Source organism: Roseomonas sp. WA12 (genome assembly GCF_054165765.1).
In genome coordinates this window covers 1,920,752-1,941,335 of sequence record NZ_CM135108.1, presented here as the reverse complement: position 1 = coordinate 1,941,335, position 20,584 = coordinate 1,920,752, and the positions used below count along the sequence as shown (strand labels likewise).

The window sequence follows — 20,584 nt, the reverse complement described above, 5'->3', positions numbered from 1 at the left end:
CAGGGGTTCGGCGAGCCAGTTGGGCAGCCGCCCGGGTTTGTTAGGAGGGACCTTCGGGCTGGGACAGGGTAGGCTTGTGTGCGAGAGGGCGATGCTGCGCCGCGGCTGCGCATCGGTGCTGGCTGGTCGGCGCAGTGGCGGTGACTGGCGGAGCGCTGTGGCAGCAGTAATCTTACCGTCGCGGTACGGAGCATCACGGGGAGCGCGCAGGGTGCAAGGCAGTCCGAGGTTGAGGTTCCCTGCAGATAGCCTGCTTGTGGCCATGCTCGGGGAGCGGGCGCCCACGGACGTCCGGCGCGCGGCGCAGCGGCTGCGGGCGGAGGGCGCGCCGGCCCTGGCCGTCGATGAGGACATTGCAGTCCTGGCGCGCGGACTGGCGCTCTCCGAGGTGTCGCGCTCGCCGGCTGTGCTGGAGGCGCTGCCGCCTCTGTTCTGGCTGGAGGCGCGACGCGGAGAAGGCGGCGGGACCGGTGGATGGGTGGTGGAGAGGAAGCACGGTGGGCTCGGCGCCCGCGGCTTCGGCATCCCGGCCGGGGTCGAGGCCGTTCCCGAAGCGGAGGGAACGGTGGCGGTAGTCTACGGCGCGAACGCGCCGGACGAGGGCGAGGAGGCTCGCACCGTCAGGGGCTTGGTGGCTGCAGTCAGCCTGCCCGAGATGCTCTCGCAGATGGGGGAGAGTTCTCCCGTGATGCTGATGCCGGCGGAGGCGGCCGACGGGGACGCGCGCTTGCTTCGGGGGCTCAGGCTTTCCGTGGCGATCTCACCAGAGTCTGCGCCGAGCTGAGCTGCCTCGCCGCTGTCGTGGCCCGGAGCCAGGCCCGGGCAAGTTGACGGGTCGATATCGCCCGGCCACCCTTCCCCATGCGGGCGAACGCGCCGCCGGGATGGCAACGACCATCCGCGCCAATGGGCGCCGGTACGAACTCGTTGCCTGGGGAAACGATGGTGGACACGGAACTCTCAGAGACTCACCGCGCGTTGCGCGAGGCGGCGCGTCGCTTCGCGGAGGCGCGCATCGCACCCCTCGCAACAGCGCTCGACGAGGAGGAGAGATTTCCTGCGGACTTATACACTGAGCTCGCTTCGCTCGGCCTGTTCGGCATCACCGTGCCGGAGGCTTTGGGCGGTGCGGGCGGCGACGTGCTGTCCTACGCGCTGGTCATGGAGGAAATGTCGCGCGGCTATGCCTCCGTTGCCGATCAGGTCGGGTTGGTTGAGTTGCTCGGCACCTTGCTCACGCAGCACGGCACGGCGGCGCAGCAGGAGCAATACTTGCGACCACTGCTCCGGGCGGAGCGGCGCTGTGCCTATGCGCTGACAGAGGCCGAGGCCGGATCGGATCTCGGCGGGCTGAAGACCACGGCGCGGCGGGACGGGGACGGCTGGGTGCTGGATGGCGCCAAGCTGTGGATCCACAACGCGCCCGTGGCTGACTTCGCCGCCGTGCTCGCGCGCACTGATCCTGGGGCGGGGCATCGCGGGATGTCGATCTTTCTGGTCGATCTCGATCGTCCCGGTGTCACGCGAGACCGCAAGGAGCATAAAATGGGGCAACGCGCCTCGCCGCTGGGCGGGCTGCGCTTCGATGGCGTGCGACTTCCAAGCGATGCGGTGCTGGGGCCAGAGGGTCGCGGCTTTCACATGATGATGTCGGTGCTGGACAAGGGGCGGGTCGGCATTGCGGCGCTGGCCGTCGGCATTCTCGCGGCGGCGCTGGAGGATAGCATCGGCTACGCGAAGCAGAGGCGCCAGTTTGGGCAGGCGATCGCCGATTTTCAGGCGGTGCAGTGGATGATCGCCGATATGGCGAAGGACGCGCATGCCGCGCGGTTGATGGTGCATCATGCGGCGCGTGTGCTGGATTCAGGCGGGCGCGCGACACTGGAGGCGAGCATGGCGAAGTGCTTCGCCTCCGACGCCGCCGTGGCGCGCACGGCCGACGCGGTGCAGATCCATGGCGGCAGCGGCTATATCCGCGGCGTCCGGGTGGAGCGGTTGTTCCGCGATGCCAAGATCACGCAGATCTACGAGGGGACGAACCAGGTGCAACGCATGATCATGGCGCGGGCGCTGCTCGCATGAGCGGGCGTCCGGCAGCGCTTGTGACGGGCGCGCGGCGCGGCATCGGGCGGGCGACCTGCGCGGCGTTGGCGGCGCGCGGCTTCGATGTTGTCGGTGCCGACTTGCTGGAGGAGGGCGTGATGGACACGGCCGCGGCGGTGGAGGAGGCCGGAGGGCGCTTCGTTTTCCGGAAGGCCGATGTCGGCCTTCTGGACGGGCATGCGGCGCTGCTGGACGCGGCCTGGAAGGCATTCGGCGGGCTGGAGTGCCTGGTGAACAATGCCGGGGTGGGTGCGATGCGGCGGGGCGACCTGCTTGAGGTGACGCCGGAGTCCTGGGATCGAGCCTTCGGGGTGAATGTGCGGGCTGCTTTCTTCCTCGCCCAAGGCGTGGCTCGGCGGATGCTCGCTTCGGGGGCGCGGGGCGCGGTGGCGAGGGGAGCGCGCAGCATCGTCTTCGTTTCCTCGGCAAACGCGACCCTTGCCTCGCCGGAGCGTGGGGAGTACGCGGCCTCCAAGGCGGCGGTCTCGATGGTGTCGCGCGTTTTCGCGTTGCGGCTCGCCGAGGAAGGAATTGCGGTGCACGAGATCCGCCCTGGCGTGATCCGGACCGACATGACGGCGCCCGTGGCGGCGGCCTATGACGCGCGGATCGCGGCCGGTCTGTCGCCGATCCGCCGGTGGGGCGAGGCGGAGGATGTGGGGCGGACCATCGCCCTGCTGGCGGCGGGAGACCTTCCCTTCACGACCGGCGATGCCTTCCACGTTGATGGCGGGCTGCATCTGGCGCGCCTGTGAGGTCCGTCCCGGGCCGTCCATTCCCTCGAGGGGATATCAGCCGGCCCAGCCCTCGATGCCGAGATAGGCAGCGGCAAGGCGGGCCTGACCCTCGTGCATGGCGCGCCCCGTGACCGTGGCGCATCCGGCCGCACGGGCACCGGCAATGATGGGCGTCACCTCGGGGTTGGGGATGACATCGGCCACCACCTGATGAGGTCGCAGCTGCGACGTGTCGAATGGAAGGGGATCACCGGTTCGGAGTCCGAGCGGGGTGGCGTTCACGACGATGTCCGAGCCCCCAACGTCCAGCGCGCCCTCGGTTACGGAGAGGGCGGGATAGGAGTTGGAGAGTGTTTCGGCGAGCGCGGCGGCGCGGCCAGGCGTGGTGTCGTGCAATGCAAGCCTGGCTGCGCCGGCGCGGGCCAGGGCATGGGCGATGGCGCGGCCAGCGGCCCCGCAGCCGACCTGCAGGATGGCTGCCCCGCGCACGGGATGTCCGGCCCGTTCCAGCCCATCGCGGAAGCCCTCGCCATCGAACATTTCGCCTTCCCAGCCACCTTCCGGACGGCGTCGGACGGTGTTGACGGTTCCGGTGCGTTGGGCTGTTGGGCCGAGCGCGTCGAGCAGTGGGACCACCGCCTCCTTGTGGGGCATGGTCACCACCAGCCCGTCCAGGTTGCGGAGGCGGGTCAGGCCAGCCCAGGCAGTGGGCAGCTCGCCCGCCGGCACCTCGAAGGGGACGAACACAAAATCCATGCCCAGCCGCTCGAAGGCTTGGTTGAACAGGGCGGGGGAGCGGAGGGGTGCGACCGGGTCGCCGAGGATGGCCATGATGCGGGTGCGGCCGGTGATCGTCATGCGCGGTGTCCTGAGGTGACGGGCTGGGCGTGGACCCGTGCCCGGATGAGGACGAGGCTTCTCTGCCGAGCCGTGCCTCGCCGATCGCTTCCCCAGTGCAGCTTCCTGCTTCACAGGCGCAACAACTGCGACCTATCGTGGCAGAGCACGGGTGCATCCCGCGCCTAAAACGATCCGGCGGAACTGTCGGACGCCTCTGAGGAATTGTCCATGACCGTGATGTCCCTCTCCCGGCGCGACCTCGCGCGGCTGCTCGGCGCTTCCGCAGCTGTTCTTCCGTTCCTGCCCGGCGGGCAGGCGCTGGCGCAGTCGCGGCGGGACACGCTCGTGCTCGGCATCGACATCAGCGACACCATCACCCTCGATCCCGTCCGGCAGGCGCAGTACACGCCGCCCCTGACCCTGGCCGCCTGCTACGACAGCCTGATGACGCTGGACGCGAATGATCTCGTGAACCCGAAGCCATCGCTTGCCACGAAATGGGAGCGGCGCCCGGGCGGGGACGGCTGGCGCTTCACGCTTCGGCAGGGCGTGAAGTTCGCCTCCGGCGCGACGATGACGGCCGAGGACGTGAAGTTCACCTTCGACCGGCTGATCAACATGAAGGATCAGACGCAGCAGTACATCAAGGCAGTGGACCGGGTGGAGGTGGTGGACGCCAACACGGTCGACTTCGTCCTGAATTCGCCGAACGCGCCCGTGCTTTCCATCCTGTGCAACCCGGGCTGCGCGATTGTCGAGAAGGCGGTGGTGCTACAGCATGGTGGTGTGCAGGGCGTGGAGGCGAAGGATCAGGACAAGGCGACGGACTGGCTGAACGGCAACTCCGCCGGCACGGGCCCTTACCGGCTGGTGCGCTGGGAGCGGAACGGGCAGATCCAGCTACAGCGCAACCCGAATCACTGGCGGGGGGCGCCGGCCTTCGAGCGCGTGGTGATCCGGCATCTTTCGGATAGCGCGGCGCAGCTTCTGGCTGTACGGCGCGGCGACGTGCATGCCGCCTTCAACCTGATCCCCGAGCAGATCGCGACGCTACGGTCCGACCCGAATGTGCGGGTAGACCGGCTGCCGAGCCTCGACCACGTGTATATGGCGCTGACGCAGAATCCGGCGGCAAACCCGGCACTGGCGAAGAAGGAGGTGCGGCACGCGATCGGCCATGCCATCGACTATGACAGCATCCTGACTAACCTTCTCGGCGGTGCGGCGCTGCGGGCGGCGCACTTCCTGCCGATCGGGGTGAACGGCAGCACCGAGGCCGTTGCGCGTCAGGTCGGCTTCAAGCAGGACCTGGACAAAGCGAGGCAGCTTCTCCAGGCCGCCGGGCTGGCCGATGGGTTCGAGATGGAGATTGCCTACGGACAGGCGGCGGTCGCCGGCATTTCCTATCAGGTGCTCGGGCAAAAGCTGCAATCGGATCTGGCGCGCGTCGGCATCCGGGTGCGGCTGAATCCGATGGATCAGGTCAACCTGCGAACGGTTTACACGCAGGGTCGGATGGCTGGCGGGCTGCTCACCTTCTGGAACCCGCCAGCCGTTTCCAATGACCTGTGGGCGAGTGCGGTGGTGGAGCGCGTGGCGAGGCGCGTGGGCTGGGATGTGCCGGCCGATATGACGGAGCTGACCCGCCGGGCTGCCGAAGAGCAGGACCTGGCGAAGGCCGCAGAGCTCTGGGTGGAGTGGCAGCGGCGGGCGGTGGACCAGGCCAATCACTTCGTTCTGTTCCAGCCGATCTACCAGATCGCCGTGCGGAACACGGTGAAGGACTTCCCTCTCACGGCGGCGGGCTGGCAGCTCGATACGGGGAAGGTGACGCTGGTCTGAGGCCAGGGCGGGGAGGGGATGCCTCCCCGTTTCGTCTCAGCGCCGCAGGCGCGCGATGCGGTGCGCCGCCTCCGCATTCACGGCACCGTCGGGCAGCTGTCCGGCGGCAAGGGAGGCGATCTGCCTCACCGTGTCCATCGCCTGGTGCTCTGCGGCCTCGGGCGTCAGCCCGGCTAGATGGGGCGTGGCGATCACATCCTGGCGGCGCGCGAGGTGGGGGGAGGGCATTTGGTCCGGCGCGCGGCCTACATCCATCGCGGCGCCCCCGATGTGGCCGGAATCCAGGGCCGCTTCCAACGCCGTCTCGTCTACCAGTTCGCCGCGGGACAGGTTGATGAAGAAGGCGCCGCGACGCATGGCGGCGAAGGCCTTGGCGTCCATGAGGTTTGCCGTCTCCGGTGAGGCAATGGCGAGGCAGACGACGAAGTCGGTCGCCAGGGCCTCGCCGAAGCCTGCGGCTTGCACGCCCTCTTCCTCGGGCGGCGCGTAGGGGTCGTAGGCGAGGACGCGCATGCCCAACGCGAGGGCGGTGCTGGCCATCCGCCGGGCAATGCGACCGTAGCCGATCAGGCCCATTGAGGCGGCCGAGAGCTGCACGCCGGTGGTGGGGGCGGGGATCTCACCTCGGTGATAGGCACTGGCGGCGCGGGTGACGCCGCGCGCGAGGTCCACCATCATGCCGATGCCCAGCTCGGCCACAGAATCGGTGAAGCCGGGCGTCGCGCGGGTGACGAGGATGCCGTTGGCCGAGGCGGCTGCCACGTCGATGGTGCTGATATCCACTGCGCAGCGCAGAAACGCCACGAGATCGGGCGATGCGATGAAGGTGGTGGCGGTGCCGGGGCTGCCGCGATAGGCGATAATGGCCTGGCATCCCGCGGCGGCCTGGGCCAGCTCCTCGTCCCGCAACTCGCGGTCGGTGGTGTTGCGGACCACCTCGGCGTGCTCCTGCAGGGCAGCCAGGGCGCGGTCCCCGAAATAACCAGGGAAAGTTTCGGTGGAATGGGAGAGGAAAACCTTCATCGGGCGAACTCCGCGGGGCGCTTCTCATTGAAGGCGCGAATGCCCTCCAGGTGGTCCCCTGCGGAGAAGCAGAGCACGTTCATCTCGTTCTCATAAGCCAGGCCGGCCGAGAGCGGCGTTTCCAGCGCCATCCGCATTGCGGCCTTCACCGACTGCACCGCCACAGGCGAAAGGGCAGCAAGCCGTGCGGCGACCGCCCGCGCCCGGTCCAGCAGGGCGGATTGCGGGACTACCTCCTCCACAATGCCCAAGCGCAGCGCTTCGGCCGCATCGATCGGGTCGCCAAGCATGAGCAGGCGAGCCGCCCGGCCCTGGCCGATGAGACGGGGCAGGAGCTGCGAGGCGCCACCGCCGCCCACCCAGCCGCGCTGCACTTCGGGGAAGCCGAGGCGCATCGTCTCCGAGGCGATGCGGAGGTCGGCCGAAAGCGCGGATTCCGCACCGCCGCCAAGTGTCCAGCCCTGCAGGGCGGCCACCACGGACTTGCGGATGTTTCGGATGGCGGTGGCGTATTCCACGCGGTTGCGGAAGTGCCAGGCTGAGGGATAGGCGGCCAGGGCGTTCAGGTCGCTGCCGGCGCAGAAGGCGCGCTCGCCCTCGCCCCGGAGGAGGATGGCGCGGACGGTATCGTCCTCATCCACCGCGCGGGCATGGTCCAGCAGGCTCCGGGCCATCGCGGGTGTCATCGCATTGTGCTTGGCTGGGCGGTCCAGCACCAGCTCGCCCACCCCGTCCGCGACGGTCAAGCGCACGTCTCCGTCCATCACGCATCCTCCTGTCTTGATCGTATCTGTCCCGCAGGCGCAGAGTGAGCGCAACAAGGAGGAATGTCCGCGTGCCGCGATACATCGCGACGCGACTGCTTGCGGCCGCCATCATGGCGCTGCTGGCGAGCTTGGTCGTGTTCCTCATCTCCGCTCTGGTGCCGGGCGACCCGGTGCTGGCACAGCTGGGTGACATCCTGGCGAGCAACCCTGCCACCGTGGCGGAATGGCGGGCCAAATGGGGCCTCGATCTGCCGCTATGGCAGCGTTACGGTATCTTTTTGAACGGGCTGGCGCATGGCGATCTCGGCGTCTCCATCGCGACGCGGCGGCCGGTGCTGGAGGATATCGCCCAGTACGCGCCGGCCACGCTGGAATTGGCGACGATCTCCTTCCTGCTCACGCTCGTCGTCGGCATTCCCCTGGGGATTGCCGCGGCAGTCTGGCGGGACAGTTGGGTGGATACGCTTGCGCGCGCGATCTCGCTGCTCGGTGTTTCGGCGCCAACCTTCTGGCTCGCCTTTATTATGCTGGCCATCTTCTATGGCGGGCTGGAATGGGCGCCGGGGCCGGGGAGGATGGACCCGATTGCCTTTCCGCCCGAGGGGCCGACAGGGTTGTTTCTGGTGGACACCTTGGTGCAGCGGGACTGGGAGGGATTCTGGGACAGTGCGGCGCATCTGGTGTTGCCCTCGATCGTGCTGGCGGCAGCGACCATCGGGTTGATCACGCGAACGACGCGTGCGGCGATGCTGGACAGCTTGGGGCAGGATTACGTGCGCGTGTCGCGGGCCAAGGGACTTCGGGAGCGGGCGATCGTTCTGCGCCATGCGCTGCCGAATGCATTGGTGCCAGTAGTGACGCTTGGCGGCTTGGCCTTCGCCAACCTTCTGGCGGGCGCTGTGATGACCGAGACTGTTTTCGCCTGGCCGGGTCTGGGCCGTTACACCTTCCGTTCCGCAGCAGCGCTGGATTTTCCGGCGATCATGGGCATCACCCTCGTCGTGTCTGCGACCTACCTGCTCGTCAATCTGCTGGTGGACCTCTCCTATGCGGCGCTCGATCCGAGGGTGCGGCGGTGAGCGCGAGCACGGTTCCCCCACTCGTCGCCGCGCCGACGATGCCGGTTCAGCGGCCTCGCTGGCGCCGGCGATTGCGCCGGTACGGGCCGGCCTGGCTGGGCGGGGCGGTTGTCCTGCTCTGGATCCTGGTCGCGCTGCTGGCGCCGTGGATCTCTCCCTATCCGCCGGACGCGCAGGATGTGGTGAACCGGTTGCAGCCGCCGGGTGCGGCGCACTGGCTGGGCACCGATGTGCTAGGGCGCGACGTGTTCTCACGGCTGCTGCACGGTGCGCGGCTTTCCTTGCTGGCGGGGTTTACCGTCGTGCTGCTGGGAGCGGCGATCGGCACCACGGTCGGGATCGTCGCGGCCTGGGCGCGCGGGTTCTGGGACGAGGCACTGATGCGGCTGACGGATCTGGTTTTGTGCTTTCCACCGATCATCCTCGCCCTGGCCATTGCGGCGGCCCTGGGCATCGGAACGCAGAACACCATTCTCGCGATGCTGGTGGTTTGGTGGCCGAAGTTTGCGCGGTTGGGGCGGGCGCTCGCGCTGGTGCAGCGCGGGCAGGAATATGTGGAGGCGGCGACGGTGCTCGGGCTGAAGCCCCGCCGCATCCTCTCCCGGCACATCCTGCCGAACACCATGGGGCCGCTCGCGGTGCTGGTGACGCTCGACCTGGGGAACGCGATCCTCACCTTCGCGGGGCTCTCCTTTCTCGGCCTGGGCGTCGTGCCGCCGACGCCGGAATGGGGCTCCATGGTCGCGGAGGGGCGTGAGCTGGTGGAGCAGTGGTGGATCGCGGCCTTTCCGGGCTTCGCCATCCTGACTGTCGTGGTGGGTTTTAACTTCTGTGGCGATGGGCTGCGGGACTGGCTCGACCCAAGGGCGAGGTCGCGCTGATGGACGGTTCTCTGCAGATCCGGGATGGCTCGGCCGCCACCGCCGTGCCGGTACTCGAGGTCGAGGACCTTCGCACGGTGTTTCTCACCGACGCCGGCGCGGTGCGCGCGGTGGATGGGGTCTCCTTCTCCGTCGGGCCCGGAGAGACGCTGGGGATTGTCGGTGAGAGCGGGTCGGGCAAGAGCGTGACGGCGCTGTCGCTCATGCGGCTGCTGGAGGAGCCGGCGCGCATCATCGGCGGTGCCGTTCGGTTCCAGGGCCGTGACGTGCTCACGATGAGCGGGGCGGAGCTTCGCGACTGGCGCGGTGACAGGGCGGCGATGGTGTTCCAGGACCCGATGACCGGGCTGAACCCGGTGATCCGCATCCTGCGCCAGGTGACGGAGCACATGGTCTCCCACGGCCGGCAGACGCCGGCAAAGGCGCGGGTGCGTGCGGTGGAGCTGCTGCGCCGGATGGGGGTGGTGGCGCCAGAGCGCGCGGCGGCTTCCTTTCCGCACCAGTTCTCGGGCGGCATGCGGCAGCGCGTGATGCTGGCGATCGGCGTGGCGAATGATCCCGTACTGCTGATCGCGGACGAGCCTACCACCGCGCTCGATGTGACGATCCAGGCGCAGATCCTGGATCTGCTGCGCAACCTGAATGCCGAGTTCGGGACGGCGGTTGTCCTGATCAGCCATGATCTCGGAGTGATCGGGACGGTCTGCCGCCGCGTTGCCGTGATGTATGCGGGGGAGGTGGTGGAGGAGGCCGAAACCGAGGCTGTTCTCACCGATCCGCGCCATCCCTATTCCTGGGCCCTGGTCAATGCGGTGCCGCGGCTGGACAGCCCGGCGGGCGCACGGCTCACGAGCATCGAGGGGGCGCCGCCGGATGCGCTCAATCCGCCGCCCGCCTGCCGGTTCGTGGCACGCTGCCCCTTTGCCGTCTCGCGTTGCGGCCAGGAGCATCCACCGCTGATGGAAGTGGCGCCCGGCCGTCGGGCGCGTTGCTGGGTGACGGCGGATGGCCGGCCGCTTCCACCACCGCCTGTCGCGGCCGAGGCAGCCGCGCGGGAACCGGAGACGGAGGCACCGCCGCTGCTGGAGGTGACTGGGCTGGTGAAGCACTTTGCCGGCGCCCGCAGTTCGTTCTTCGGTCCGCGCGCGGTGGTGCATGCGGTGAACGGCGTGGACCTGCGGCTGGCTCGCGGCGAGAGCCTGGGGATCGTGGGGGAGAGCGGCTGTGGCAAGTCGACCCTCGCGCGATTGGTCACGCGGCTGCACGAGCCGACGGCGGGCAGTGTGCATTTCGAAGGGCGCGACATCACCCATGCCTCTTCGGCCGAGATGCGACCGCTGCGGCCGCGCCTGCAGATGGTGTTTCAGGACCCCTATGCCTCCCTCAACCCACGGATGCGCGTGCGGGACATCCTGGCCGAGCCGTTGATGGCGCATGGCCGCGCCGCCAGCCGCGCAGAAGCGGACCGGCGCGTGCTGGACCTTATGGGAACCGTGGGGCTGAAGCCGGAATGGGCGGTGCGGTTCCCGCATGAGTTCTCGGGCGGGCAGAGGCAGCGGATTTCCATCGCGCGGGCGCTTGCGCTGGATCCGGCGCTGGTGGTGGCGGATGAGCCGGTCTCGGCGCTGGACGTGAACGTGCAGGCGCAGGTGCTGAACCTGATGCTGGACCTGCGGCAGCGGCTTGGCCTTTCCTACCTGTTCATCGCACATGACCTGGCCGTGGTGCGCGCCTTCTGCGACCGGGTGGCGGTGATGTATCTCGGGCGCATCATGGAGGAGGGACCGGCCGTCGCGCTGTTCGCGCGACCGCTGCATCCCTACACAGTTGCCCTGACAAGCGCGGTGCCGGAACCAGGACGCGAGCGGGTGATCCTGAGCGGGGAACCGCCCTCCACGCTGAAGTTGCCGACCGGCTGCGTCTTCCGTGGCCGCTGTCCGATGGCGCAGGCCGTCTGCGAGGAGGTTCCGCCGCTGGCGGAGGTGGAGGCAGGACGGCGCGTCGCCTGTCACTTCCCGGGGTCTTTCACACCGGCTGGGGGAGTGCGGGCGTGAGTTCGACCAGACCTCTCCTCGAAGCGCTGCGTTTATTTCCGGCCTCGGTATTCCAGGGGGTTTCTGGATGAGACAGATCACCGCGGCCCAGGCCGCAGCCCTTCTGGAGGATGGTGACACGCTGCTGATCGGCGGTTCCGGCGGTGGCCACGCGGTGCCGGATGCGCTGCTGGCGGCGGTCGGAGCGCGCTTCCGCGAAACGGGTGCACCACTCGGCATCACGGCTGTGCATCCGGTGGGGCTGGGGGACGGCGCGATGCGTGGTGCTGGCCATCTCGCGCAAAAGGGGCTGCTGAAGCGCGTGGCTTCGGGCACTTTCGTCAACTCGCCGGGGATCGCGCGGCTGGCGCTGGATGACGAGATCGAGGCCTATACCCTGCCGCAGGGCGCGCTGTCGCAGCTCATGCGGGAGATGGCGGCGGGGCGCCCGGGGCTGCTGACAAAGATCGGGCTGCACACCTTTGTCGATCCGCGTCTGGGTGGCGGGCGGCAGAGCGTGAGGGCGACCGAGGATCTGGTCGAGCTCGTGCAGTTCCGGGGCGAGGATTACCTCTTCTACAAGCCATACGGGGTGAACGTCGCCTTCCTGCGGGGCTCGGCAGCGGACGAGGACGGCAACATCTCCATGGAGCACGAGGCCGTCACGCTGGAGATGTTGAGCATGGCGCAGGCCACGCGCCGCATGGGCGGGATCGTGGTCGCGCAGGTTCAGCGTATCGTGCCCGCCAGTTCCATCCATCCCAAGATGGTGAAGGTGCCTGGCATCCTGGTGGATGCTGTGGTGGTCGAGCCCGGGCAATGGCAGACCTTTCTCACGCAGGACAGTGCTGCCTATTCCGGCCATTTGCGCGTGACTTTGGAGGACATCCCCCGCCTGCCGCGCGGCCCGCGCCGCATCGTGGCCCGGCGCGGGGCGCTGGAGCTGTTCGAGGGTGCGATCTGCAATCTCGGCTCCGGAATTTCCACCGGCATTGCGAATGTCGCGGCGGAGGAGGGCGTGCTTCGCCGGATCTGCCTGACGAACGAGCAGGGCAATGTCGGCGGCGCGCCCGCCAGCGGAAATGATGCGGGTGCTGCGATGAGCCCGGACGCGCAACTGGACCAGCCCTATCAGTTCGACTTCTACGATGGCGGCGGGCTTGACCTGGCCTTCCTTTCCTTCGCGGAGTTCGATGCGGAGGGCAGCGTGAACGTTTCGCGCTTTGGCGGGCGGATCGTGGGGCCGGGTGGGTTCATCAACATCAGCCAGGGCGCCGGCTCAGTGGTGTTCGGCGGCACCTTGACGGCGGGTGGTGCGGCCAAGGCGGTGGGGAAGGTGGAGCAGGTGACCTTTTCCGGACCCTATGCACAGAGCCGCGGGCAGCGGGTGCTTTACGTCACGGAATGCGCGGTGTTCCGGCTTGCGGAGGGCGGGCCGGAACTGATCGAGATCGCGCCGGGGGTAGATATCGAAGCGGATGTGATTGGCCGGATGGGCTTTCGCCCGCGCATCTCGCCTGCGCTGCGGCGCATGGAGGCGGGGCTGTTCGCCGAGGGGCCGATGGGGCTTGTGGGCCGCCTAGCAGCACGGCCGTCGCGCCCGGGGCTGGAGCGTCTGTTGAGGACCGAGGCTGCGGGATGACGGGCTGCAGGACGTTCCTCTTCGTGGGAGAGGTCGCGGAGTTCAGCAGGACCATCTCGGCCGCCGATATCGCAGCCTTCGCCGCGCTGAGCGGGGACGACGACCCCGTGCATGTGGATGCCGCCTTCGCCGAGCGCACCGTTTTCGGGCGCATCATCGCACATGGTGCACTGGTGATGGGGCTGCTTTCCACCACCGCGTCGATGATCTCCCGCCGCTCCGTCGAGCGCGGCAGCGCAGGCACGCCGGTTTCCGCAGGCTACGACAGGATCCGCTTCACCCGCCCGGTTTTCGCGGGCGAGATGCTCCGGGCGCGTTACCTGATCGACGAGGTGGACGATGACCGGGGCCGCACTCGTGCGACGGTCGAGGTGGTGAACGGGGATGGTGAGACGTGCCTTGTCGGCAGCCACTTACTCGCCTGGGTGCCGCGACCGGGGTGAGGACGAGGTATGTCTAAGGCGTCCGCTGCCGCGGGTTACGGCGGTAAGCATGAGGCCGGCCAACGTCGTTGATGACCGTGGGACTTTTGCGCTCTGACTCGTCCTGCCTTTCCGGCCAAGCTTCGTGGACTGCTCCGGTACTGGGTGCGTCGTTTGTTTCCGTTGGCGACGCGGTGGCCTGCAACTTGTGCCTTCGAGCCTTAGGGTGAGCGCCGACCATGCCGAAGACGTGGCCGCACCAGCCTCGCCTCGGGCACGCAGGTGCTTGCGGTCGGCTGAGTGCTTAGCCCGGACGGTCGATTCCGCCCGGGGTTGCCATCCCGGCCGCTAGTCGTTGACGGCCACGCTGATACCGAGCCTGTCGGCCACCCGCTGTGCCGTCGCCTCGCGCTGTGTGGTGACAGCCTTCACGCTCTCTCTCATCGCGGCGAGGACCGCAGGCGGGGCGCTTTCCGGCGTGCCCGCATCGAAGGGCGGCTCCGGCGCATAGACCATGTGGAGCTGGATGCCCTGCGCGGCCGCATCCCCGCGCAGCTCCGCCGCAAGGCGGAGCGCGCCATCGATTCCGGCGGTAACGCCGGCCGCGAAAACCCAGTTGCCGTCCACCACCACGCGCTCGTTCACCGGGATGGCGCCAAAGTAGGGGAGCAGGTGGAAGGAAGCCCAGTGGGTGGTGGCTCGACGGCCCCTGAGTAGCCCCGCCGCGCCGCAGACCAGCGCGCCGGTGCAGACCGAGAAGATGCTGTGCGCGCCCGCTGCCTGGCTGCGGATCCAGCCCAGCACCTCCTCGTCTTCCATCAGCGCCTCCTGACCGAAGCCGCCGGGGATGTGCAGCACGTCCAGGTGCGGGGCCTCGGCCATCGCGGCATCGGGCGTGATGCGGAGGCCCTTGATGTCGCGGATCAGCCCGTTGGTCTTGCCGTAGAGACGGTAGGTAGAGTTCGGGATTCGGGAGAGAACTTCGAAGGGACCAGTGAGGTCGATCTGGTCAATGCCGTCGAAAATCAGCGAGCCGATGGTGAGGTGACGGTTGGGGTCGATCATGCGTGGATGTCCATGGCCTGGGTTGCACCGCGCCCAGAGGCGCGGCGGAAGCGGTCGCGGTAGTCGCCCGGCGAGGCGCCGACCTGGCGGATGAAGGCGCGGCGCATCGTCTCCTCCGTGCCGAAGCCGCAGCTTGCGACGACGGCGGCGAGCCCGCCGCGACCGGTTTCCAGCCGCTGCCTCGCTGCCTCGACGCGCATGCGCTCCAGGAAGCGCGCCGGGGTGAGGCCGGTCTCCTCGCGGAAGACCCGCGCGAACTGGCGTGGGCTGAGGCAGGCGCGCTCGGCCATCGCTTCCACCGAGACGGGACGGTGCAGGTTGCCCGCGAGCCAGGCCATCAGCGCGCCCAGCCGCGAGCCGCCGCGGCTCTGCGCCGCGAGCAGGCTGCTGAACTGCTTCTGGTCGCCGGGGCGGCGGAGGAACAGCACCAGCTCCCGCGCGACGGCAAGGGCCAGCGCGTGACCATGATCCTCCTCGACGAGGGCGAGTACGAGATCCATGCCCGCAGTCACCCCGGCGGAAGTCCAGAGATGGCCGTCGCGGATGAAGATCGGGTCCGGATCCACGGTCAATCCTGGGTGACGCCGCGCCAGTTCCGGGCAGTGGCGCCAGTGCGTGGTCACGCGGCGGCCTTCGAGCAGGCCCGCGGCGGCGAGGATGAAGGTTCCCGTGCAAACGCCGACGAGGCGACCCGCCCGCGGGGCGAGGTGCTGCACCAGGTGCTGCAGGTGCTGGTCCGTGCCTCGCGTCCGCGCACCTTCACCCCCGATCACGATCAGTGTGTCGAGCACCTCCAGGCCGAGCAGTGACGCGTCGCTCACCATGGGCTGGAAGCCGAGTCCGGCCGTTGTCTGAGGGAGGCCCGGCCCTGCAACGATATGGCAGGAGACTTCGTAGAGTGGCGGGGCATCTGCCTGGCCGCGCGCCAGTGCGTGCAGCCGGCCGGCCTGCGACAACACCTCGGCGGGGCCGGCCAGGTCCAGCAGCTGCACAGGGGCGGCGCCGAGGATGAGGACGCGGCGAGGGGCGGGTTTTGCTCTCTCCATGCCGGGTATGCTGCGGCTGAGCGGACGTGGCAGCAATGCCATTATCCCCTCCGATCCTGCCAGGCTGTCCTGGTGGCAAGGGCGTGGGATGTTCCTGGCCGGCGGCCCCAGATCGCTGTCGTGGCGCGAGATGCAGGTGTGACGCCTGCGCGGAACGCCGATCGGTGCGGTCGTAATCGGCGCCACAGCCTGCGATTCAATGTGGTTCTGGCGTGGAGTTGAGCGCCCTGCGCCTTCCTCTCCGACGTGGGGAGGCTAGGCTTGCGCCATGTCCAGCGTCACACAGCCCACCCCACCACTGACCCTCCCCCCGCAAGGCGGGGGCAAACGCGAGACGTTCTGGAGCCTGGTGGGCGTGGTCGTCTGCGCCGCTTTGCTGGGCGCGATGATGATCTTCATGGTGCCTGGCATCGCAACCGATTGGCAGGTGAAGGATACGGCCCAGCCGGTCGCGGACGGGCGGGTCACCAAGGGGCGCTGCAGCACGCGCCTCGTCATCACCACCTGCGATGCAACCCTCTCCCTGCTCAGCAAATCCGGACCGATCACGCGCGAGGTCGACATGCTCTTCCTCGGCGTTGGTGGTGACTACACCGTCTCCGTTTTGGCCGATCCGGCGCGGCCCGAGCTTGTGACGACCAATCTCGGCCTCGACCGACTTTGGAACCGCACGCTGACGGCACTTGTCGCTGCCGGCCTTCTGCTGATCGGCGTGGTGACACCCATCATCGGGCTCCTGCGTCGCAGGCGCGGGGATGTGGTGGAAGGGTGAAGCGGGGCTGCGGCCGCCGACCGGGGCCCTCGTTGGGCGGCTAGGACCTCTTCCCGAGCTCGACGCGAATGACGCGGAGACCCTCTGCCCTGAACGGAGCGCAGAGAGGTTCGAGGGCGTCTGTGATGAGGGTCCAGCCGGGCCGGAGCGGCGTCCAGCATGGCTGGCTGGCCCGGCCGAGCTTTGACGCGTCGGCCAGCACGTAGACCTCGGCCGCCTGCTGCGTCATGAGCCCCTTCAGCGCCGCCTGCTCCAGGGTCGCCTCGCACAGGCCCCGGCCGGCGACGACGCCATCGGCGCTGGTGAAAACCTTGTCCGCGGTCATCTGCCGCATCGCCTGCTCTGCAAGCGGGCCCGTGGTGCCCATGCTGATCGGGCGCACCGTGCCGCCGAGAACAACGAGCTCCAGCCCCGGGGTGCCGGTGAGGACGGGGATGAGGGGAAGGTTGTTCGTGACCACCCGTTGCTGCCGGGCGCGCAGGAGGCTGCCGAGCGCCGCGACGGTCGAGCCGCCGTCGAGGATCAGCGTCTCTCCCTCCCGAATTTCGGCCAGAGCGGCGGCGGCGATGGCGGCCTTGGCGGCGCGGTGCTGGCCCTCGCGGGTGCGGAGGCTCTGTTCCTGCGCGGGGGAGGCCAGCACCGCGCCGCCATAGGTGCGGGTGATGGCCCGCTGCGTCGAGAGGTGATGCAGGTCGCGCCGGATCGTCGAGGCGGAGACGCCGAAGCGTGCGGCAAGGCTGTCCACATCGGCGTCGCCCGCGGCGATCGCCAGCAGGATCGCCTCTGTCCTCTCCCGCCTCAACCGCATCGCCGCGTCTTCCTTGCGCATGGCGCCGACCCCTCGCGGCCGCCGTCCCTCCACCCTCTCGCAGGCGCTCCGCCCGGTGTCGATCCGGGGTGGTGGGAAGGCCGGATGCCCGGCTGCCTCGGATCAGGCGGGCAGCGCTGCCGCCGTGCGGTCCCGCTTCGGCGCCAGGTCCACCGCCTGCTTCAGCGCTTCGACCAGGGAGCCGTCATCGGCGATGCCCTTGCCCGCGATGTCGAAGGCGGTGCCGTGATCGACGGAGGTGCGCACCACCGGCAGGCCGATGGTGATGTTCACCCCGGCCTCAAGGCCCATCACCTTCACCGGGCCGTGGCCCTGGTCGTGATACATGGCGACCACGAGGTCGAAGTCGCCGCGGGCGGCGCGGAAGAACAGGGTGTCGGCGGGAAGGGGGCCCTCGACGGCCCAGCCCTTGGCCTGCACGGCCTTGATGGCGGGGATGATCTTCTCTTCTTCCTCGCCCTCGCCAAACAGGCCGTTCTCGCCGGCATGCGGGTTGATGGCGCAGACACCGATCCGCGGGTTCTCCATGCCGGCCTTCACCAGCGTCGCGCGGCCGCGGGTGATGACGCGCTCCACCAGCCCCGGCTCGATCTTCCGAATGGCGTCCAGCAGGCCGATATGGGTGGTGACGTGGATGACGCGCAGCTTCGGCGCGACCAGCATCATCGAGACCTCCGGCGTGCCGGTCAGATGCGCCAGAAGCTCGGTATGGCCGGGATACTTGTGGCCGGCGGCGTGCAGCGCCTCCTTGCTCAGCGGGGCCGTGCAGATGGCATCCGCCTCGCCGGCCTCGACCAGGCGCGTGGCGCGCTCGATGTAGCGATAGGCGCCTTCTCCCGCGACAGGGGAGAGCTGGCCGAAGGGGAAGCCGGCGGGGATGAGGCTGAGATCGATGCAGTCCACCGTGCCGCGCTCGTAGCGTGCACCGGCCGGGGTTTCCAGCGCGCGGACCTCAAGGCCCTTGTGCACCACGGCCTCGGCTTCCCGCAGTCGGGTGGCGTCTCCGATCACGAGGGGGCGGCACATGGCATACACCTCCTCCCGCGCGAGGGCCTTCATGATGATTTCCGGCCCGATGCCGGCGGCGTCGCCCATGGTGATCGCGACGATGGGGCGGGTGTCGTGCTGCGTCATTCCGGGGATGTCCTGGAGAGGTGCCGCAGCCGGGTGAGGCTGCGGAGAATGGTTCCGTCGTTTCCGAAGGCGCCGGCCTTGGTCATCACCGGCACCTCGATTGCCCCCTGGGTGATACCGAGGGGCACGCCTGCCTCGACCTCCTCCAGCAGGCGGATTCCGTGCACGCCGAGATGGGTCAGCAACGCGCATGCTGTCTCTCCGCCGGTGGCAAAGAGGCCGCCCATGCGGGCCGCGGCGGGCGCAAGCAGGTTTGCCAGTGCTTCTGCCAGAGCGGCGCCCTGGGCCAGGTCGGCCCCGGGGTCGTCGGCGATCAGAACCAGCGTGTCGCGGCCCTCGGCAAGGGAGGCCGCGATCCCTTCGGCGAGCGGGGCCCAGCGTGGATCGGCAGGGCCGGCGCGCAACAGCGCGGGCGGGATGTCGAAACGCGCCGCGGCGTCCTCGGCAACGAGGCGCTCGGCCGCGCCGCGGGATGCCTCGGCGATGCTGCCCACCACGATCAGGATGCCGCCACCCAGGGCCGGGAAGGCGAGGGTTCGCGGGGCTGTCCCATCCGGGAGGGCTGCCGCCAGTGCCGCGGCAATGCCGCCGGAGCCCACCCAGAAGACCTCTCCTGTGAGGGGTAGGCTGGCGCGAGCGAGGGAGATGAGGTCCTCGGGCGCGGTCGCATCGCAGACCACGGCGTCGATCCCGTCCGTCAATGCCACCTGCAGGGCGCGGGCCAGTGCTGCCTCGTCCTGGCGCAGCAATCCGAGCGGGATCTCACGGGTCGATAGTCCGACCGATTCCAGGACGCTCGGCAGGTGGGCGCTGTCGTAGCTGTGGTCGCGCGCCCAGAGCGGCGTGGTTTCGAGCGGCCGCCCGTTCATATGGATCCGGCCGCCCTCGGTCGTTCGACCGGTGGCGGGGAAGGCGGGCGCGACGATGGCGAGCGCCGGACGGCCGACATCGTGCAGTGCGCGGATGGTCGCGGCCAATTCGGCGGCTGGCTGGCCGCGCAGAGTGGAATCGATCTTCTTGATCAACCCCATTCCGGCCGCGTGGCGCGCGTGGAGCAGGGCGGCATGGCGCGCCCCGGCTTCCTCGGGAGGGAGGCGGCGGCTATCGGCGTCGATGGCCACCACCTCTGCGCGGACGGCGTTTTCCACACCATGCCAGCCGACCGACGCTTCCAGCCCGCGACGGGCGAAGGCGATGCCGCAATCCGCGGCGCCGGTCAGGTCATCGGCGAGGATGAGCCAACTGCGCGTCATGCACCGCCCACTTCCGTCCTGGCCGCGAGGCGCGCGGGCCCGACGCGGCGCGCGACCCAGGCCGTGACAGGCGGAACCAGGATGGCGGTGACGATGACGCAGGCCGAGACGAGGATGGTCGCGGCGGGCGCGGCATCGGCATAGGCAGGGTTGTTGGCCGCAACGATGGCGGGCACGGCGGCAGCATTGCCGGCGGTGGAGGCCGCCGCGACACCAGCTACGCCCGAGCCGCCGATCGCACGGTCCGCCAGGAAGAGGGCGATGCCGGTGATGACCACGACCGCGACGCCGAGGCCGAGGCCGAGCAGCCCTGCCTGCCAGACCTTCGTCAGGTCCAGCCCTGCGCCGAGAGCAAAGGCGAAGAAGGGGATCATCACGGGAATGGCGCGGCTGAGGAAGTCACGCATCTCACGGTCCAGGTTGCCGATGAGCATGCCGACGAGCAGCGGCAGGATGGCACCCACCAGCACCGGCCATTCGAAAGCCGAGAGGCCTGCGACGCCGAGCGTGACCATGGTGAGGAAGGGCCCCGATTCCAGTGTCATCACCGTATAGGCGCCGACGTCACGCGGCTCGCCGTACTGGCCCATCAGCGCCATGTAGAGGCCACCATTGGTGTCGTTCATCGCAGCCACGATGGCGAGGGTGGAGAGGCCGGCGAAGATGCCGCTGGCGACCGGTGCCTCGCCCAGGAACTGGCCGACGATGATGCCGAGCAGGGCCGCAATGCCGACCTTCGTCGCCAGCAGCGTGCCGCCCTTCTTCAGAATGTAAGGGGTCGCCTTGAAGTCGATGCTGGCGCCCATGCAGACATAGAACACCGCGAGAATCGGGAGTGCGCCGGTGAAAAGGGCGCCGGTGAAGGAGCCGAAGAATTTCGGCGTGGTCGGGAATAGCGTGGCGATGATGGCGCCTAAAGCGAGGGGCACGACCATCATGCCACCCGGGACTCTCTCGATGGCGCGCTTGATTGGAATTTGCACTGGGGACGTCCTCCGCGCTTCGCATGGTCCGGCCTGCGTGGCTCGGCCTTTGTGGCGTGCTGCATCTTCCCAGGCACGGCGAAAGTCAAACAAGAAATTGCGCGAATTGCGCAATTTTGTAGCCAATGTACTT

At 68.9% G+C, this 20,584-nt stretch carries 19 protein-coding genes; 10 read left to right on the top strand and 9 right to left on the bottom strand.

What is annotated here, in order from left to right:
* Window positions 1-229: 229 nt before the first annotated feature.
* The 3 genes from ACVBD7_RS09160 to ACVBD7_RS09150 all read left to right on the top strand — a co-directional run bounded on the left by ACVBD7_RS09160 (window position 230) and on the right by ACVBD7_RS09150 (window position 2,858).
* On the top strand, window positions 230-784 hold the full coding sequence (locus ACVBD7_RS09160) for a hypothetical protein (protein WP_458097173.1): 555 nt from the start codon (window positions 230-232) through the stop codon (window positions 782-784).
* Between the two features lie 158 nt (window positions 785-942).
* Entirely contained in the window at window positions 943-2,082 is a 1,140-nt protein-coding gene (locus ACVBD7_RS09155; RefSeq protein ID WP_458097172.1) for an acyl-CoA dehydrogenase family protein, read from the top strand.
* Complete coding sequence (locus ACVBD7_RS09150; RefSeq protein ID WP_458097171.1) at window positions 2,079-2,858, top strand: 3-ketoacyl-ACP reductase; 780 nt, start codon at window positions 2,079-2,081, stop codon at window positions 2,856-2,858. The genes ACVBD7_RS09155 and ACVBD7_RS09150 overlap by 4 nt, the downstream gene beginning before the upstream one ends.
* Window positions 2,859-2,894: 36 nt before the next feature.
* Here the strand turns inward: ACVBD7_RS09150 and ACVBD7_RS09145 are convergent, their stop codons facing one another.
* Window positions 2,895-3,698, bottom strand: coding sequence for a shikimate dehydrogenase family protein (locus tag ACVBD7_RS09145; RefSeq protein ID WP_458097170.1), 804 nt, complete (start codon window positions 3,696-3,698; stop codon window positions 2,895-2,897).
* A 210-nt stretch (window positions 3,699-3,908) separates the two neighbouring features.
* Here ACVBD7_RS09145 and ACVBD7_RS09140 point away from each other — a divergent pair, with 210 nt between their 5' ends.
* Window positions 3,909-5,522, top strand: a complete 1,614-nt coding sequence (locus tag ACVBD7_RS09140; RefSeq protein WP_458097169.1) for an ABC transporter substrate-binding protein — start codon at window positions 3,909-3,911, stop codon at window positions 5,520-5,522.
* A 36-nt stretch (window positions 5,523-5,558) separates the two neighbouring features.
* Here the strand turns inward: ACVBD7_RS09140 and ACVBD7_RS09135 are convergent, their stop codons facing one another.
* Together ACVBD7_RS09135 and ACVBD7_RS09130 are read right to left on the bottom strand one after the other, a co-directional pair.
* A complete protein-coding gene (locus ACVBD7_RS09135; protein WP_458097168.1) occupies window positions 5,559-6,545 on the bottom strand; it encodes an NAD(P)-dependent oxidoreductase in 987 nt (328 codons plus the stop codon).
* Complete coding sequence (locus ACVBD7_RS09130) at window positions 6,542-7,309, bottom strand: enoyl-CoA hydratase/isomerase family protein (RefSeq protein ID WP_458097167.1); 768 nt, start codon at window positions 7,307-7,309, stop codon at window positions 6,542-6,544. Before ACVBD7_RS09130 ends, ACVBD7_RS09135 begins: the two co-directional genes overlap by 4 nt.
* Before the next feature lie 113 nt (window positions 7,310-7,422).
* On the opposite strand from ACVBD7_RS09130, the gene ACVBD7_RS09125 reads away from it, so the two are divergent.
* The 5 genes from ACVBD7_RS09125 (at window position 7,423) to ACVBD7_RS09105 (ending at window position 13,390) form a co-directional block, all read left to right on the top strand.
* Window positions 7,423-8,391, top strand: a complete 969-nt coding sequence (locus tag ACVBD7_RS09125; protein ID WP_458097166.1) for an ABC transporter permease — start codon at window positions 7,423-7,425, stop codon at window positions 8,389-8,391.
* Window positions 8,388-9,272, top strand: coding sequence for an ABC transporter permease (locus ACVBD7_RS09120; protein ID WP_458097165.1), 885 nt, complete (start codon window positions 8,388-8,390; stop codon window positions 9,270-9,272). The genes ACVBD7_RS09125 and ACVBD7_RS09120 overlap by 4 nt, the downstream gene beginning before the upstream one ends.
* Window positions 9,272-11,326 carry a dipeptide ABC transporter ATP-binding protein gene (locus tag ACVBD7_RS09115; protein WP_458097164.1) on the top strand — a complete coding sequence of 685 codons (2,055 nt, stop codon included), beginning with the start codon at window positions 9,272-9,274 and terminating at the stop codon, window positions 11,324-11,326. The genes ACVBD7_RS09120 and ACVBD7_RS09115 overlap by 1 nt, the downstream gene beginning before the upstream one ends.
* Before the next feature lie 67 nt (window positions 11,327-11,393).
* Window positions 11,394-12,947, top strand: coding sequence for an acyl CoA:acetate/3-ketoacid CoA transferase (locus ACVBD7_RS09110; protein WP_458097163.1), 1,554 nt, complete (start codon window positions 11,394-11,396; stop codon window positions 12,945-12,947).
* Between the two features lie 23 nt (window positions 12,948-12,970).
* The gene (locus ACVBD7_RS09105) at window positions 12,971-13,390 is read left to right on the top strand and encodes a MaoC family dehydratase (RefSeq protein WP_458097162.1); all 420 of its coding nucleotides are present in this window, start codon (window positions 12,971-12,973) and stop codon (window positions 13,388-13,390) included.
* Between the two features lie 327 nt (window positions 13,391-13,717).
* On the opposite strand, the gene ACVBD7_RS09100 is transcribed toward ACVBD7_RS09105, so the two are convergent.
* Together ACVBD7_RS09100 and ACVBD7_RS09095 are read right to left on the bottom strand one after the other, a co-directional pair.
* Window positions 13,718-14,434, bottom strand: coding sequence for a DJ-1/PfpI family protein (locus ACVBD7_RS09100; RefSeq protein ID WP_458097161.1), 717 nt, complete (start codon window positions 14,432-14,434; stop codon window positions 13,718-13,720).
* Window positions 14,431-15,480, bottom strand: coding sequence for a GlxA family transcriptional regulator (locus ACVBD7_RS09095; protein WP_458097160.1), 1,050 nt, complete (start codon window positions 15,478-15,480; stop codon window positions 14,431-14,433). Before ACVBD7_RS09095 ends, ACVBD7_RS09100 begins: the two co-directional genes overlap by 4 nt.
* A gap of 268 nt (window positions 15,481-15,748) precedes the next feature.
* On the opposite strand from ACVBD7_RS09095, the gene ACVBD7_RS09090 reads away from it, so the two are divergent.
* Window positions 15,749-16,252 (top strand): hypothetical protein, encoded by a 504-nt coding sequence (locus ACVBD7_RS09090; RefSeq protein ID WP_458097159.1) that lies wholly within the window; start codon window positions 15,749-15,751, stop codon window positions 16,250-16,252.
* 40 nt (window positions 16,253-16,292) lie between these two features.
* Here the strand turns inward: ACVBD7_RS09090 and ACVBD7_RS09085 are convergent, their stop codons facing one another.
* From ACVBD7_RS09085 to ACVBD7_RS09070, 4 genes are all read right to left on the bottom strand, one after another.
* On the bottom strand, window positions 16,293-17,081 hold the full coding sequence (locus ACVBD7_RS09085) for a DeoR/GlpR family DNA-binding transcription regulator (RefSeq protein ID WP_458097158.1): 789 nt from the start codon (window positions 17,079-17,081) through the stop codon (window positions 16,293-16,295).
* A 102-nt stretch (window positions 17,082-17,183) separates the two neighbouring features.
* The gene (gene pdxA / locus ACVBD7_RS09080) at window positions 17,184-18,215 is read right to left on the bottom strand and encodes a 4-hydroxythreonine-4-phosphate dehydrogenase PdxA (RefSeq protein WP_458097157.1); all 1,032 of its coding nucleotides are present in this window, start codon (window positions 18,213-18,215) and stop codon (window positions 17,184-17,186) included.
* Window positions 18,212-19,468 carry a four-carbon acid sugar kinase family protein gene (locus ACVBD7_RS09075; protein WP_458097156.1) on the bottom strand — a complete coding sequence of 419 codons (1,257 nt, stop codon included), beginning with the start codon at window positions 19,466-19,468 and terminating at the stop codon, window positions 18,212-18,214. The genes pdxA and ACVBD7_RS09075 overlap by 4 nt, the downstream gene beginning before the upstream one ends.
* The gene (locus tag ACVBD7_RS09070) at window positions 19,465-20,451 is read right to left on the bottom strand and encodes a 2-keto-3-deoxygluconate permease (RefSeq protein WP_458097155.1); all 987 of its coding nucleotides are present in this window, start codon (window positions 20,449-20,451) and stop codon (window positions 19,465-19,467) included. Before ACVBD7_RS09070 ends, ACVBD7_RS09075 begins: the two co-directional genes overlap by 4 nt.
* Window positions 20,452-20,584: the final 133 nt, after the last annotated feature.